Source organism: Bacillota bacterium (assembly GCA_018818595.1).
Taxonomy (GTDB): domain Bacteria; phylum Bacillota_I; class Bacilli_A; order Izemoplasmatales; family Hujiaoplasmataceae; genus JAHIRM01.
The window spans coordinates 69940-85171 of sequence record JAHIRM010000003.1 but is presented as its reverse complement, the minus strand read 5'-3'; the positions used below and the strand labels follow the sequence as shown (position 1 = coordinate 85171).

At 32.1% G+C, this 15232-nt stretch carries 16 protein-coding genes and 1 tRNA gene; all 17 read right to left on the bottom strand.

Features of this window, described 5'->3' with window-relative positions:
* Positions 1-17: 17 nt before the first annotated feature.
* The 17 genes from KJ971_00810 to KJ971_00730 all read right to left on the bottom strand — a co-directional run bounded on the left by KJ971_00810 (position 18) and on the right by KJ971_00730 (position 15170).
* Positions 18-380 carry a Fic family protein gene (locus tag KJ971_00810; GenBank protein MBU1144381.1) on the bottom strand — a complete coding sequence of 121 codons (363 nt, stop codon included), beginning with the start codon at positions 378-380 and terminating at the stop codon, positions 18-20.
* Between the two features lie 363 nt (positions 381-743).
* Complete coding sequence (locus KJ971_00805) at positions 744-1400, bottom strand: leucine-rich repeat domain-containing protein (GenBank protein ID MBU1144380.1); 657 nt, start codon at positions 1398-1400, stop codon at positions 744-746.
* Positions 1401-1418: 18 nt separating this feature from the next.
* Complete coding sequence (locus KJ971_00800; protein ID MBU1144379.1) at positions 1419-3671, bottom strand: leucine-rich repeat protein; 2253 nt, start codon at positions 3669-3671, stop codon at positions 1419-1421.
* A 612-nt stretch (positions 3672-4283) separates the two neighbouring features.
* Positions 4284-5333 carry a Fic family protein gene (locus KJ971_00795; GenBank protein MBU1144378.1) on the bottom strand — a complete coding sequence of 350 codons (1050 nt, stop codon included), beginning with the start codon at positions 5331-5333 and terminating at the stop codon, positions 4284-4286.
* A 781-nt stretch (positions 5334-6114) separates the two neighbouring features.
* Positions 6115-6190: transfer RNA gene (locus tag KJ971_00790), tRNA-Lys, on the bottom strand.
* A gap of 50 nt (positions 6191-6240) precedes the next feature.
* On the bottom strand, positions 6241-6753 hold the full coding sequence (locus KJ971_00785) for a hypothetical protein (GenBank protein ID MBU1144377.1): 513 nt from the start codon (positions 6751-6753) through the stop codon (positions 6241-6243).
* A 95-nt stretch (positions 6754-6848) separates the two neighbouring features.
* Positions 6849-7136, bottom strand: coding sequence for an electron transporter RnfB (locus KJ971_00780; protein MBU1144376.1), 288 nt, complete (start codon positions 7134-7136; stop codon positions 6849-6851).
* The gene (locus tag KJ971_00775) at positions 7137-7712 is read right to left on the bottom strand and encodes an RnfABCDGE type electron transport complex subunit A (GenBank protein ID MBU1144375.1); all 576 of its coding nucleotides are present in this window, start codon (positions 7710-7712) and stop codon (positions 7137-7139) included. It abuts the gene before it with no gap.
* Positions 7705-8373, bottom strand: a complete 669-nt coding sequence (locus tag KJ971_00770; GenBank protein MBU1144374.1) for an electron transport complex subunit E — start codon at positions 8371-8373, stop codon at positions 7705-7707. Before KJ971_00770 ends, KJ971_00775 begins: the two co-directional genes overlap by 8 nt.
* The gene (locus KJ971_00765; GenBank protein MBU1144373.1) at positions 8373-8903 is read right to left on the bottom strand and encodes an FMN-binding protein; all 531 of its coding nucleotides are present in this window, start codon (positions 8901-8903) and stop codon (positions 8373-8375) included. Before KJ971_00765 ends, KJ971_00770 begins: the two co-directional genes overlap by 1 nt.
* 1 nt (position 8904) lies before the next feature.
* The gene (locus tag KJ971_00760) at positions 8905-10056 is read right to left on the bottom strand and encodes an FMN-binding protein (GenBank protein MBU1144372.1); all 1152 of its coding nucleotides are present in this window, start codon (positions 10054-10056) and stop codon (positions 8905-8907) included.
* Between the two features lies 1 nt (position 10057).
* Positions 10058-11242 carry an RnfABCDGE type electron transport complex subunit D gene (locus KJ971_00755; protein MBU1144371.1) on the bottom strand — a complete coding sequence of 395 codons (1185 nt, stop codon included), beginning with the start codon at positions 11240-11242 and terminating at the stop codon, positions 10058-10060.
* A 3-nt stretch (positions 11243-11245) separates the two neighbouring features.
* Complete coding sequence (locus tag KJ971_00750) at positions 11246-12547, bottom strand: RnfABCDGE type electron transport complex subunit C (protein MBU1144370.1); 1302 nt, start codon at positions 12545-12547, stop codon at positions 11246-11248.
* A 106-nt stretch (positions 12548-12653) separates the two neighbouring features.
* A complete protein-coding gene (locus KJ971_00745; protein ID MBU1144369.1) occupies positions 12654-13367 on the bottom strand; it encodes a pseudouridine synthase in 714 nt (237 codons plus the stop codon).
* Positions 13357-13878, bottom strand: a complete 522-nt coding sequence (locus tag KJ971_00740; GenBank protein MBU1144368.1) for an NUDIX domain-containing protein — start codon at positions 13876-13878, stop codon at positions 13357-13359. Before KJ971_00740 ends, KJ971_00745 begins: the two co-directional genes overlap by 11 nt.
* Positions 13879-14892, bottom strand: coding sequence for a low-specificity L-threonine aldolase (gene ltaE / locus KJ971_00735; GenBank protein ID MBU1144367.1), 1014 nt, complete (start codon positions 14890-14892; stop codon positions 13879-13881).
* Positions 14889-15170 carry a chorismate mutase gene (locus KJ971_00730; GenBank protein MBU1144366.1) on the bottom strand — a complete coding sequence of 94 codons (282 nt, stop codon included), beginning with the start codon at positions 15168-15170 and terminating at the stop codon, positions 14889-14891. Before KJ971_00730 ends, ltaE begins: the two co-directional genes overlap by 4 nt.
* Positions 15171-15232: the final 62 nt, after the last annotated feature.

Here is a 15232-nt window from a genome sequence, read left to right as displayed (position 1 = left end):
GCAGAATCATGATAATTCTATTTAAAAGATACTCTTGATTTTAGTTTTAATATTTCCATCAATTCAACTGTAGAATAAGGAGTATTTACTTTCATCACTTTCAATAATTTTTTAACTTGAATACTCATCTCAGCCATGTCTTGTTTTGATTGGTCGATTGTCCGTATGATTGTTTCTAAGATAGCGTCTAACATATACTCAATGAATAAAGTCGAATTCCCAACTTTATTACATTTTGAAATAGATTCATAATATTCTTGCTGTCTTTCTTTTATAATTGACTCAATCGGTAAATACGCAAATATTTTTTCTTTAGAAGCTAATATACAAGCTTGAAAAAGTCTTCCTATTCTTCCATTCCCATCAGAAAACGGATGAATAAACTCAAATCATAATCAGCATTCGCCCATGTTGGATCATTAATAAAATCCCAAAAACTCTACCCTATTGATGCTACATCTATGACTGTATCTAACCAATATCCGGTTATGTCCGAATACATTACTGGAGTATTTGCACAATATGATAACGTATTAGTAATGAAATAAATTAAGTACTTTTTAAACGGAACAATAATAAATTTTTATTCATATAAATCATATCATATATTTTTATTTTATAAAATAGATAAAGAAAAAACGACTAATATTTAATCGTTTATTGTTATTTGGTGCCCAACATTAGGCAATGACCGAACTATATTTTTCATAAAGAATATTTTGCTATTGAATGTTGGTTTTGATTCAGACTACATACCCCCATACAACAGGACAACCAGTCGAATTCCAACCGTATTCCCAACCACTAGATTGACTTTCAGCTGCTGCATTTATTGTTAAACTGTTGCAATTAAAGAATGCATTTGCGCCAATGTTAATCACGCTTGATGGAATCATGATGCTTTGCAAACCAGTGCATTGATTGAAAGCATGCCTACCAATACTAATCACACTTGAGGGAATGATGATTTCCGTCAATCCTGTACAAGTATCGAAAGCATATTCTCCAATGTTAATCACACTTGAGGGGATGGCAAAATTTATCAAACCTGTGCAGTGTGAAAATGCTCCAAAATCAATAAGAGTCACACTAGATGGAATGATGACGCTAGTTAAATTGAAACAATTAAAAAATGCTTGATTGCCAATACTGATTACTCCGTAAGGAATCGAGATGCTTGTTAATCCACTACAATTACCGAATGCTTTCTCGCCAATACTTATCACACTCGAAGGAATTGTGACACTTGTAATTTCATTTTTCCAATAGAATGCTCCATATCCAATGCTAGTTACTGCTTTTCCTAAATAAATTGATGGAATGAGAATTGTGGTGTTGGAACCCGTGTATCCAGTTAATTCATAAGTGCCATTTGCAAGAATGGTAAAAGTATAGTAAATCGGATCATCTCCAACTGGTTAATCTATCCATTTTGCATATAATGTAATGTTTTCGGTGAGCGCATTCGAAAAAGAATATAAAACAGTTAATTCTTCATCTAGATACCAACCATCAAAATTATATCCTTCTTTAATGGGATTTACTGGTTGCGTAACAGTTGACCCAAAAACCTGAGTGATTGATTCAATAACATTACCACCACTCGTTTCAAATGTTACAGTTTTGGTTTCTGAATAACTCCAATATACTGGTCGATAAAAAGAATTCCAGGTGGTAACCCAACCAATTGGTTGACTTGATGCTTCAGCATAGATTGTCAAATTGCTGCAACCACCAAATATTGAATCCCCCATGAATGACACGCTCAAAGGAATCACAATAGTTTCTAGATTAACGCAATTCTCGAATGCATAGTAGTTTATGCTTATCACGCCCGATGGAACAGTAATCGATGAAAGCCCAGTACATTCTGAGAAAGCTAAAAAACCGATATATAACAAATCCGTTGGTAACACAATATTTGTCAAACTTATGCATTGAAAGAAGGCGTAAGTTCCGATGCTGAACACTGAAGTAGAAATATCGATGTTTGATAAACTTGAACATTGATAGAAAGCTTGGTTGCCAATGACTGTTATATTGGAAGGAATTATAACACTTGTCAAACTGCTACGATATCCGAAAGCCCAATCACCAATGCTTGTCACTGGAATCCCTAAATAAGTCGATGGAATGACAAGCTCGGTTTTTGTTCCAATGTATCCAGTCACTTCATAGGTATCATTTTGTTTAAGATAAAAACTATATTCGATTGGATCATCCTCGAAGATTATTTCCTCCCATTTGGCGTACAAAGTTAGATTCTCAGATTGCATAACGGAAAACACAAATAGAGATGTCAAATTCAAATTGATATACCATCCATCAAATGTATAACCATCTCTGGTTGGTGCAATAGGAGCCGTAAGCGACGACCCCACCATTTGAAAAAGAACAGGAATGACTGACCCATCATTTGATTCATATGTGATTGTTCTGGAGTTCCAAAAAACTGGCCTACTTGAGGGATTCCAACTGTCCCATCCACTTGGCCTACTTGCTGCTTCAACATAAATTGATAAGTTACTGCAATCACGAAACACCTCATAGCCCATGATGGTAACACTCGACGGAATGAAGATACTAGCCAAATTGCTACAATCATAGAATGCAATTCTCCCTATACTTGTCACACTCGACGGAATCAGCATACTTGTCAAACCGATGCAATTTTCAAATGCTACAATTCCAATACTGGTCACACTTGAGGGAATTTGATAATTGGTTTCTGCTTTGCCTTCAGGATATTTCAATAAAGTTAACTTTTGCTTGTCAAATAAGACACCGTTTAGTGATGAAAACATTGCATTATCCTCAGCTACTGTAATGCTAGTTAAACTCTTGGTAAAGGCAAATGCAGAATACCCAATAGTGACTACACTCGCAGGAACAGTAATGCTCTCCAATTTACCACAAAATTCAAATGCATAATTACTAATTTGATTCACACTCGAGGGAATTTGGTAAGCAATATCTGTTTTGCCTGCTGGATAATAATATAGATTCAACATTTGCTTATCAAATAGAACACCCATTTCTGTGAAATAATAGAGGTTTGTCTCAGCAACCGTGATGGCTGATAAATTTAAAAGCCCGTAGAAAGCCCCTTCGCAAATACTTGATATATTTGCATGGATTTCGATGGTCACTATATTTGAATTATTATAAAAGGCATCCGAGGAAATACTAGTAACTGCTTTCCCTAAAAATAAAGAAGGAATGACAAGTTCGGTGTTTGTACCGACATATCGCATTACCTCATAGGTTCCATCTGATTTAAGCAAGAAACTATAATCGTTTGGATCATCTTCAATGATTAATGGAGTCCATTTGGCATACAAAGTTAAATTTTCAACTAGCATCGTGTCAAAAGCAAAAGTAATTGTCAAATTCTCATCACTGTACCAACCACCAAAAACATATCCATCTCGCGTCGGATCAGAAGGCGGAATTATTACGGTATCATATTCTTGTGTGATGGAGGTTATGGAGGTTCCCCCATTGGTTTCGAAATGAATAGTGTATTGAGTTTGTGTTGTGGTTGTTACAGGTACTGTTGTTGTTGTTGTTGTATCCGTTGGCTGAGTAGATGTTATAGAAAAAACGTCACACCCTGTCATTATTCCAGCAAAAAAAATTAATAGCAAAATTCTAAAAATCTTTTTAACCATATAAGTTTTCCTCTGAACTTAAAAAAGTTCTAAATATCTATATGTAATGTTTTTTAGTAATTTTAATTTAATGAAATCTGTTATATATTGTTTCTTTTTTCATGATTCTTGATGTGAATTTTAAAGAAAGAATTGTTGACGAAAAAGCATTATTCATTTATCTATAATTATACTACAAAGCAAACTCGATGTGCCAAACATCTTCATATATTTTAATTTATATTTTAAACCAAAAAATCATTTCTTCTTCCATTCGTATTTGACTAGAAAAGAAATTGTTTTTTTCTTTACTTGTCAAGAGTTCAATTTAAAATGAAAAATTTTAATGCAAAAAAGAAGACATTAAATTTGATAATGTCTGTCTGTTTTTATTTGGTGCGCCATCACGGACTCGAACCGGGGACTCAATGATTAAGAGCCATTTGTATCAAATTATATAAAGCTCTATATTTAGCGGCCTAATCAGCTTGACACAATCATTTGACATCCGTTATATTTTCTCAAACTCATTCCAAAAAGACTAAAAAAGCGTTAAAAACACACTGCCTTGCTACTAGATATATTAAACTGATTATATATTTAAAATTTAAAAACATAATATAAGACGCCCAATTAGTTATTGGTTTTTGAGTATGAGGTATACCTTCCTCCACCGATTTTTATTATGAATCCCTCTTTCAATAGATTTGATAAAACTAATTCTATTGTTGTTGGACTGATGTCAGAGCATTTTTCTATAATTTCAGCTTTTGTTATTCGACCAATATGACTTTCAAAAATAATTTTGACTCTTTGATAGCTATTCATCTTTTTTGAAACATGTGAAACTCTACTATCAAATTCTTGATATGCAGATAAAACAATTTGTAGGAAATAACTAACAAATGGCTTGTAATCATTTTTTGATGCATTCCATTCTTGTGAACTAGCTTGTAATGAATCATAATATCCTCGTTTGTTCTTTTCTATCATTTGTTCTATACTAATATATTTTCCGACAAGGTATCCACTTCTATATAATAAAAGTAATGTCAACAACCTTGACATTCTTCCATTTCCATCAAGAAAAGGGTGAATACATAAAAAGTCTAAAATGAACATTGGAATTGCAAGCAAAGGTTCAATTTTTTCATATTGAATGACATTTATAAACTCGTTACATAACGCTATTATTGCTGAAGGAGTTTCAAATGCAGATAATGGTTCAAACCGAATAAAAGATTCACCAAATTCATTCGTCTCTTGAATTACATTGTTTACATCTTTGAATCTTCCACCATAAGAAAGACCTGTTGCTGCATATAAATCTCTATGTAATTGAAGAATAATATTCGATGATGGCGAAATGTAATCATAATTATCATGAATTGTATTGAGGACATTTTGATACCCGATAATTTCTTGTTCATCTCTATTTTTAGGGCTAGATTTTTCCTTTAACAACTCATTGATTCTTTTATCTGTTGTAGAGATACCTTCAATGCGATTTGAAGATACTGTACTTTGAATTTTGGCAATCTCCAGTAAAGAAGCCAATACATCTGGCTGTGCTTCGATATAGAGCAATTGTTTTCCTTTGTATTCATGAATTGCAGTAAGAAGAGTTACTACATCTTGAGCAAACAAATTTTTGCTAGTTTCTAAATAATTAAATGTTTTCATTTTATCACCATCTATATTTTATCATTCAATTGCATATTCGTCAACTTCAACTGCATATTTTAACAAAATTATTATGCAATTGGATAAATTGTTATGCAATAGAAATAGAAATCAAAGTGAGATAGATTTTAAAGTCGTTTTATGCAGGACTTTGAAATATTGACAAAAATAATAATATATAGATTATTAGAAGCCATAAAATATCTAAAAGAACAATAAGCGCCATGTGTATATTTTTAGGAGCTCTTTTATATATCAAATTTAATAGCAATACATATAAAGGAGTTATGACAAAGAACAAAATTATATTAATAAAAGAATATCCATGATAAAAACGTAATGAGTTGGTATAGTTATTCCAATACAAAGCACTCGCAAAATAAAACCCTAAACATCCTATTAGAGTCACAATAAAGTAAATACTATAAAATTGTTTGGTTTTTATAAAAAAATAAATTTCAAATATTGTTGGCAAAATAAATAACAAGAAAACATAGATTAATGAAAGATAGTATTTTTGAGTATTATCAAGTCTATCTCTTAAAAATATAAATATGGAAATGTAAGATATTGAAATGATAATAGCATACAGTATTGATATGATAAATTTCTTTTTCATAGGTGATCTCCAATTTATTTTGAATATAAAATTATAATTCTGGATTTAGTGCTTTAAATAGTGTACAATAATAAATTTTTTTCATATAAATCATATCATATATTTTTATTTTATAAAATAGATAAAGAAAAAACGACTAATATTTAGTCGTTTATTGTTATTTGGTGCGCCATCACGGACTCGAACCGGGGACCCAATGATTAAGAGTCATTTGCTCTACCAACTGAGCTAATAGCGCATGCATATAATATAGTAAAGTATAATGATCCATTTGTAAACCTTTTTTTATTACTTTCGCAAAAAAAGGCTCAAATCATTAAATCTTACAAAAAATATCCCAAAAATAGCTTTTTGGTAAGTTACCACTTCAACGTCAGACTCATTAATGTGCCAAGTAATGTTATAGCAATCAGGATATAATAAAACAACTTTTATAACTTTTTTTGTGGAATTGATTTGGAAATCTAAAAAATCTTTTGACCCTTTAATTAAATTAGGCACTTCAGATCTTTTCCAGTTTTTAGGAGTGGAATTGATACACCAATAGGTTTTGTTCGTCAAAATTAATTCATGTCGAAAATTAAAATTTACAATTTTAATCAAAAAGATATTTTTCTCTGTTTCAACTTGCATTTGAATAGGTTTTTTACTATAAGCTATGTTAGCCTCAGAAATTGTTTCTTTAATCTTATTCTCAATTTTTTGTTTGTCTTTCTTTTTGATTTGAACTGTAACCAAATACAAAATGATTAATATAAGAGCAAAGCAAAATATCACAATGAATAATGGTTCTGGTTTCATAGTATCCACCTCAATTCTAATCCATTATAACAAAAAGAAGCCTATATGGAAAGAAAAAAGCTGTCTTTCATGACGGCTTTTCATCATTCTTAAAATTAATTACTTGATAGCAACTCGTTTAAATATTGTTGCAACACAAGTTCATCTTCTTTTTTCATTGGTTTACATAAACTTGTTTTTGCTTCTTTCGCTAGTAAGGCAATTGCCAATTCTTTACATCCAGGATACCCACAAGACCCACAATTGTATTTAGGCAGTTTTTCAACAACTTTTTCAATTCTAGTATCCTCTTCAACGTAAAAATATTTTCCTACAAGATTAATTAAAAATCCTAGTATAAATCCAAGTCCAGCAAGCACTAATGCCGGTACAATAATATCCATTTAAATTATCCCTCCAAATCGAGCAAAAATCATAGCAAGAATCGCCGCAACTATTAAAGCAATTGGAGTACCTTTAAACGCTTTAGGCACTGGAGAAAAATCTAATTTTTCTCTAATCATCGAGAAAATATACATTACAAATAAGAACCCAAGTGATATAAAAGTTGAATAAACAAGCATTTCTATAAAATTATAACCTTCATTGATATTGATAATTGCTACTCCAAGTACGGCACAATTAGTGGTAATCAAAGGCAAAAATATTCCTAACCCTTTGTAAAGTGCAGGGGATACTTTTTTAAGAAAAATTTCTACCATTTGAACAAGTGCTGCTATTACTAAAATAAAGACGATTGTTCTCATATATTCAATGTGTAACACCGCAAGAACATATTGATATAATAGCCAAGTGACGGTACTAGAAATAATAATAACAAATACCACTGCAATACCCATTCCTAATGCCGAACTTCTTTTTCTTGATACGCCAAGGAAAGGACAAATTCCTAAAAATTGTGTCAAAATGATGTTTTCGACAATAAAAGCTGCAAAGGCTAACGAAATTAAATTACCCATTATTTTGTCCCCCTTCTGCTTGTTTACTTGCTTTTCTATTGGTAATGGCGACAATGACCGCTAAGATAAATCCAAACGATAAGAAAGCTCCTACAGGTTTTGTAAACATATCAAGAGGTTGAATTCTCAAGAAATCAAAGACAAAGTTTAAATCAACGCTTAAGCTTCCCCAAACAGTGATAGTTCCTTTTCCTAAAATTTCACGCACTAAACTAATTACCATTAATGCTAAAGTATATCCTACTGCCATTCCCATACCATCAATCGCCGATGCGACGGGTTTATTGTCTGATGCAAATGCTTCAGCTCGTCCTAAAATAATACAGTTTACAACGATTAAGGGAATAAACACTCCTAAGCTTTGATACAAACTTAGTAAATACGCATGCATAATCATTTCTACAATGGTAACAAGTGAAGCAATAATTACGATGTATACCGGAATTCGAACTGGTTTTACTAAATCTCTTAATTTTTTATTACTCATGATGGATGATACGATAAAATTGGAGAGGACCAAAACAAAGAAGACAGCAATTCCCATTCCAATTGCATTTTCTAAAGATGTCGTAATTGCCAGGGAAGGACACATTCCTAACACGGAGATAAACAGAGGATTTTCTTTTAAGATTCCTTTAAAGAAATTTTCTTTATTTGTCATTAGTTTGCACCTCCAAAATCGATAGATACTCTATCTGCCACCGCATCGAAGCACCCTCGAACCGCATCGCTTGTTATGGTGGCTGATGATATTGCATCAAAACCTGATAAATCAGAAATTAAGGAGTTTGTTACGTTAAAATCATGTTCTGGAGCTACCGCTCCATAACCTGGAGATTCAATTTGATAGACTATTTTATATCCTACAATGTTTAAGTTACTGTCAATAGCAATCAACATCCTTACATCATCATTAAACCCAATTTTGGAAACACTGTATATGACAGCTTCAAGCAATCCAGATGTTTTATTGGTCACTAAAAATAAGCTATCAATGGCATCATCAGATAAAGTAACTTCTTCTAAATTATATTCTTCTACTGAATAAAATTCTGATAAGGCTGCATATTTAATTTCATTTTCTTTTTGTAAAATAATTGGAGCAGTAAATGAATTTACAAAGGCCAATAACAAGCCGCAAATTAAGCCTAAGGTGAGTAAGACTAACCCTGAAACTAATCCTTTATTCATTTTAATTTCCTCCGTTCAATGAATCAACAAACAGATTCAATAGTGTAATTAGTCTTTGCATAGCGTTAGAAGAGCTAGTCGCTCCTGCCACTCCATCAATTATCAAAGTTCCGTTTGTTACATATTCATTTAATAAATCATTTTCGACTTGTGGAACGGGTAATCCTGAGTAACCAGAACTCTCACTGTAAGATTCGTGTGATGAAATAACAAAACTCTCAATTCCATCAAAGGTGCCGTTTATACCGATGGTCGCTTGAATTGGTGAAGATGGATTATATCCAATTGTATTCATAATGAGTGTTCTTGATAATTCATCATAACTTACAAAGTAAGCTCTATTCGAAATACTTTGGTTGGAAGATGCAAGCAATTTTATCTCAGCTTTTACTTCAGCTATTGGTTCTATAACTCCAGTTACTAATCCAGCATAATCAAATGATCTTGATAAATAGAGTTCGATATTGGTGTTATTTACTCCATAAGTAACGTTAGCAATATATGGCTTTTCTGCAAACGTTAATGGATCAAAATTGTAAGTTAAACTATTAAGAAGTACTGAATTAGAGGGAACGCTAAAATCAAAATCAAATGCATATTGCTCTCTTGCAAAAAGAAGGCCAATTTCAAATCCTTTGCTTGAGTAAGTAGATCCTGCAACAGCATCGATGACCATATTGGAATTCAAATCAATTTCATCAAATTGATTATAAAAGGTATCATCTATTGCATCAAAATAGGTAGGAGTTTCTTCGTTTTCAATCACTTTCACTCCTACACAACTATCTGTTTCAAAAAGAATTGCGTAAGCTATTTGAAGATTTGCATATTTTCCATAGGACGAAACAACATAAATCACTCCTATTTGTGAATCCTCTTTAAACACTAAATAACTTTCATCTAAACTTGGGGAAAATGTTTCTTCTAAAGAAGGAGTCAAATAACTTTTTTCAATCCCTGTCGTTTCAAAAGGTACAATATCAGTGGATTCGTCAATCATATCTATATATGTTTTCTTCAAAACTAATTCTTCAGCTCGTAATTCATATTGAGTTGACATGTAATTAGAATAGATGCCACCCACTGAAAAGATTAAGGCAAATATAAGAATAAAGAATAAGGATATTCCGTTTTTAACAAAGAATGTTTTCATATTAAAATCCCCCCATAAACACTGAAACAACAGGAAGATGATATAACGTTTGTGCTTTTAAAACTGCATATAAAATAATGACTACTAAAAGCGAAGTTAAGATTAGTCCTTTAATAATTGAGGATTTCTTAAATCCAGTTGAACGGATAACAGCAGTAAAGTTATCAATTGGCATTGTAAAGATGTTCATTACAACAATTGACGTCGCAACTCCTTCTGGGAAGTTTCCAAGAAATCGAAATAAAACTGTTAACACACCTAAAAATAATGCGAAAACAATTTTCCCTAATGGATTTTTAGGTGATGTGACAGGCTCTGTTGCCATAAACACGGCTCCAAAGAATACTCCTCCACTAAAGATACTATAGAGTGGGAACCAAATGCCTGCATCCCCTATTAGAATTCCAATGATCCAAGAAAGAATAAAAACAGTTCCAATAAAGATCAGTGGTGTACTCCATTTAATAACTTTTCTTATGGAAAGCCAAAGATAACTAATCAAAATTACAAGAGCGCTTGTTTCCCCTATAGCTCCAGGAATGGTGCCTAAAAAGAAATTCCATAAAGAGCCATATGGCATAACCAATGCCTCATAACTAAAAACTACGTTTCCTGAAAGTCTCGTTAATGGAGTAACTCCTGCATAAGAATCAATCATAAATTCAGATGGGTTAAATACTCCTCCTGCTGCATTAATGACTCCACTTAATGTAAACGCAATTGCAATATATCCAATTAATGCTGGATTGAAGATGTTATGTCCAAATCCTCCAAAAAGCATTTTACCTACGATGGTTCCCATAAAACACCCAAACATTAAAACCCATATTGGAGTGTAGATTGGTAAAATCAATGCAAGCAATAATCCAGGTATTAGCGAGAAAGAAGATTGTGCTTTTTTCATGATGCTTTTAATGCTTTTTATTTCTTTGTCTGTAATGTAGAAGAACAACCCTTCCATTAACAAAGATATAAATCCTCCAAGAAGGATAAACACTAAAGGATAGAACATTTCAAAGATAGAACAATTTCCATCGATATATACTAAGATTCCGTTTTTATACCATGAAAACAAAATAACAGGAACCAAAGCAATCAAGAAATCTCGCATGATAATTCCTGTGCCTTTGTTTTTTTCGTCTGATATTCTTAAAAATGGAGCTTTTCCATTTGCAAATCTTGCCATAATTTACGCTCCCTTCCTTAATAATTCTTTCGCTTTACCTACGTAATCTGAAATTTCGATATGTGAAGGACAAACATAAGAACACAGCCCACAAGCAACACATTTATTTGCATTTAACTTATTGATTGTGACAATATCTTTTCGATCAAAAGCTCTTTGAATTTCAGTAGGAGTTAAATAAACAGGGCATACGTCAGCACATTTGCCACATCCCAAACATTCTGGATGGTCTTTAAGATTTGGCAGTGGTTTGACAATGATGGATCCTAAGGTGTCATTAACTATAAGATCATCAATTAATATAGCCCTTCCCGTCATAGGTCCTCCAGCAATATACCAAGCATTTTTTGGATCTAATCCTTCTTGGTATCCTCCAGCTAATGCAACCAATTCTTGTACTTTAGTCCCGATTGGAACGTAGAAATTTTGAGGGTTTTTGATGCCTTCTCCTGTAATAGTAATCACTCGAGAAATCAAAGGAATGTTATTTTCAACAACATCTGCAAAAACCATTGCCGTTGCAGAGTTATCAACAATAACTCCCGCTTCTGAAGGTAATTTACTGTAAGTTTTTTTCGTTACTTTTTCAACTACATATTTTTCCCAACCAGCAGGATAAACATCTTTTACTTCAAACAAAGTAATTCCTGGGTATTTTGAAAGTAAAGGAGTTAAAACTTCTTTTAAATGTACGTTATAATTTTTAAATGCAATGACACCTTTAAGACTTCCTGACGCTCTCATCAAATAGCTTAATCCTTTGATGAGTTTTTCAGGGTAAGCTGAAATCATCATATAATCACAGGTTAAATAAGGCTCACATTCGACCGCATTAATAATAACCATATCGATGATACATTTTGTTTGATATTTAACATAAGTTGGAAATCCTGCACCACCAAGCCCAGAAAGTCCTGCGTTTTTCATCTTTGTAACTAATTCTTCACGTAAAAGAATCTGAACATTTATTTCAGGTTGGATGGACTCATCCACTAAATTTAAATGATCATTTTCAATTTCAATTGCATCAACCATTTTCCCTGATGAATGCCACACTTTTTTAATTGCTGTTACTTTTCCGCTAATGGATGCGTGAATTGGCATTGAACCAAAGCCTTCTCTTAACGCTACAACCTGTCCTATCTTTACTTGTTCACCGACTTCAACAATTCGTTTTAAAGGCGATTGTTGTTGAAGTAAATGGATATAGACAAATTGAGGATTTAAGTATTCTTTCAAAGGTAATGTTTTGGACATTGATTTAAATCCTTTGATTTTTATACCTTTGGCTTTTTGTAAAATCATTCTAAAAAATCCTCCTTATAAACAAATTCTTTGTCATTAAATACCATGTGATATTATATCATAATTTATAAGATATCCAAACTGTTTCTTTAAAGAATTTGGCATGTTATTCTATATGAATTAGGTTTTTTAACTCTTCAATTTCTTTGAAAGAAAGTGGCCTGAATTTACCTACATCTAAGTTTTCAAGCAAGATATTCATTATCCGAATTCGATGCAAAGACCGAACTTGATACCCAAGCGATTTTACCATTCTGCGAATTTGTAAATTTAGCCCTTGAGTTAATACAATTGAAAAGGAATCTACTGATAATTGTTTGATAACTGTTGGTTTTGTTAGTGTATACTCATTTTTAACAGGGTTATAAATGGTTACACCCTTTTCCATCGCACTTAAAAAATTAGAATTAATTTCTTTGTCTAAAAAAACGATGTATTCTTTTTCGTGATTAAATTCGCTTCTTAAAATTGGATTTACAATTTGACCATCATTTGTCAACAAGATTAATCCAGAACTGTCTTTGTCCAATCTTCCAATTGGAAAAATACGTTCTGGATAATTTAGATAAGAAATTATATTGCCTTTTTTTGTTTCATCGGTAGTCGATACAATCCCTTTGGGCTTATGAAAAGCCAGGTAGATATAATCTAGCTTTTTGCTAATCAATTCACCATTTACTATCACTTCATCGTTTTCGGTTGCATCTTGCCCAATGTCTGCTTGTATGCCATTGATAAACACTTTCCCATTAAGGATTAATCTATCTGCCTGTCTTCTTGAACAATATCCTTTTGAACTGATAAACACATTAATTCTCAATCAAATCCCTCATTTCTAAAAGCATTTCTAACACGAGTGTTTCTCTTTCTTTCCAAGGAATATAATCATTAGATAATACATTCATATTTATTTCAATAGCTTCTTCTATTGAAATCCAAATTGGTTCATATCCATATTCTACTTCATAGTCTGAAAGAGCTAACGAAAAACGTTTATTATGAATTTTACAAATGTAATAAAGAGATTTTTGTTTAAATAAATCAAAAACATTCTCATAATCTTTTGCATATTCTAATGTTTCCCCAAAGGGAGTTATTTTAGTTTTTATCAAGCATCCCGTTTCTTCTAATACTTCTCTTTTTAAAACATCAAACGCTTTTTCGCCTTTATTTTTTCCTCCGCCAGGAAATTTAACTTCTCCAAATTTTTGACTTTTTATCATCAATAATTTCTTGTTTTGATAAATAATTGCTCGATAAGCTTTTCGGTATAACGTAGACAAAGACAAATCTAAATCTGTTTGTCTTTTCGAAGTAAAAAGAAGTTTCATTTACGAAAAATATTCCCTTACAAGTTGAATGGCTTTTTCAATGTCTTTTACATCAACATCTTTATGAGTCACAAAGCGAAAAGCTCCTTCATAAGGAAGTATTTTTACTCCATGTTCAAATAAAAAAGTGTCTAGTGTATATTTTCTGTTATCCTCAATATCAAAAAATACCATATTGATTTCTCGTTGAGTCTCGTCTATTTTAATCCCTTTAACGGTTTTTAATAATTGTTCCATGTAACGTGCGTTTTTATGATCTTCTTCTAATCTACTAGACATTTTTTCTAAAGAAATTTTGCCGCAGGCCGCTAAAATTCCTACTTGTCTCATTCCTCCACCCATCATTTTTCGTTTCAATCTTGCTTCATCAATGAATTCTTGTGATCCAACTAATAAGGTTCCAATTGGAGAGGCGAGTCCCTTTGATAAACAAACACTTACTGAATCTGCATATTTAGCAATGTCAGAAACGTGACACTTTAAAGCGGTAGCCGCATTAAAAATTCTAGCTCCATCTAAATGAACTGCTAAGCCATGTCGTTTGGATATTTCATAAACTTTCTTCATATACTCCAGTGGTAAAACAGTCCCATTATAGGCGTTTTCCATACATACAAGCTTGGTTTTGGTAGTTGAAATGGTTCGAACTTTTATAGATCGTTCGAATTTTTCTAAATCCCATATTCCATTTTTACTTTCAAGAGCAAATAGTTGAACGCTGGCAATAACAGAAGACGCCCCTGATTCATGAACCACAATGTGAGCATTTTGATCTAAGATAACTTCGTCTCCTTGATTGCAGTGAGTAAACAATGCTAATTGATTTGAAAAGGTGCCAGAAGGAACAAAAACAGAAGCTTCTTTCCCTAACATTTTCGCTGTAAATTCTTCTAATTCATTCATGGTTGGATCGTCAGAAAAAACATCATCTCCAACAAGCGCATCAAACATTGCTTGTCTCATTTCAAGCGTTGGGTGAGTAACTGTATCGCTTCTAAGATCTATATATTTCATAGTGTACTCCTTATTATTAATCTTTTTTGGTATTCTTTTGACACTTTTAATATGGTTCTTAATACTTCTTCATAATATTCGAAAAATTCAGAGTTTTCAATTTTTAAGAGGTTTTTTTGAATGACTTCTTCTTCTCTATTGTGATCATACACTGTTAAATCATTTGCCATTTTAAAATTGGCAATGGACTCTACAATTTCCATTCTTTTGAGAAATAATGTTTGCATTTGTTCGTCAATTAAATCAATTTCATTTCGAAATGTTTTTAGCTCGTCCATGATTTTCTCCTTATATATATTTATATATATACTTATTATATCACAAAAAAATATCTTGAAAA

What these genes read in the sequence shown, in the direction of transcription:
- KJ971_00800 (MBU1144379.1), bottom strand. Translation starts at nt 3,671, where the DNA reads ATGGTTAAAAAGATTTTTAGAATTTTGCTATTAATTTTTTTTGCTGGA.
- KJ971_00795 (MBU1144378.1), bottom strand. Translation starts at nt 5,333, where the DNA reads ATGAAAACATTTAATTATTTAGAAACTAGCAAAAATTTGTTTGCTCAA.
- KJ971_00785 (MBU1144377.1), bottom strand. Translation starts at nt 6,753, where the DNA reads ATGAAACCAGAACCATTATTCATTGTGATATTTTGCTTTGCTCTTATA.
- KJ971_00780 (MBU1144376.1), bottom strand. Translation starts at nt 7,136, where the DNA reads ATGGATATTATTGTACCGGCATTAGTGCTTGCTGGACTTGGATTTATA.
- KJ971_00775 (MBU1144375.1), bottom strand. Translation starts at nt 7,712, where the DNA reads ATGGGTAATTTAATTTCGTTAGCCTTTGCAGCTTTTATTGTCGAAAAC.
- KJ971_00770 (MBU1144374.1), bottom strand. Translation starts at nt 8,373, where the DNA reads ATGACAAATAAAGAAAATTTCTTTAAAGGAATCTTAAAAGAAAATCCT.
- KJ971_00765 (MBU1144373.1), bottom strand. Translation starts at nt 8,903, where the DNA reads ATGAATAAAGGATTAGTTTCAGGGTTAGTCTTACTCACCTTAGGCTTA.
- KJ971_00760 (MBU1144372.1), bottom strand. Translation starts at nt 10,056, where the DNA reads ATGAAAACATTCTTTGTTAAAAACGGAATATCCTTATTCTTTATTCTT.
- KJ971_00755 (MBU1144371.1), bottom strand. Translation starts at nt 11,242, where the DNA reads ATGGCAAGATTTGCAAATGGAAAAGCTCCATTTTTAAGAATATCAGAC.
- KJ971_00750 (MBU1144370.1), bottom strand. Translation starts at nt 12,547, where the DNA reads ATGATTTTACAAAAAGCCAAAGGTATAAAAATCAAAGGATTTAAATCA.
- KJ971_00740 (MBU1144368.1), bottom strand. Translation starts at nt 13,878, where the DNA reads ATGAAACTTCTTTTTACTTCGAAAAGACAAACAGATTTAGATTTGTCT.
- ltaE (MBU1144367.1), bottom strand. Translation starts at nt 14,892, where the DNA reads ATGAAATATATAGATCTTAGAAGCGATACAGTTACTCACCCAACGCTT.
- KJ971_00730 (MBU1144366.1), bottom strand. Translation starts at nt 15,170, where the DNA reads ATGGACGAGCTAAAAACATTTCGAAATGAAATTGATTTAATTGACGAA.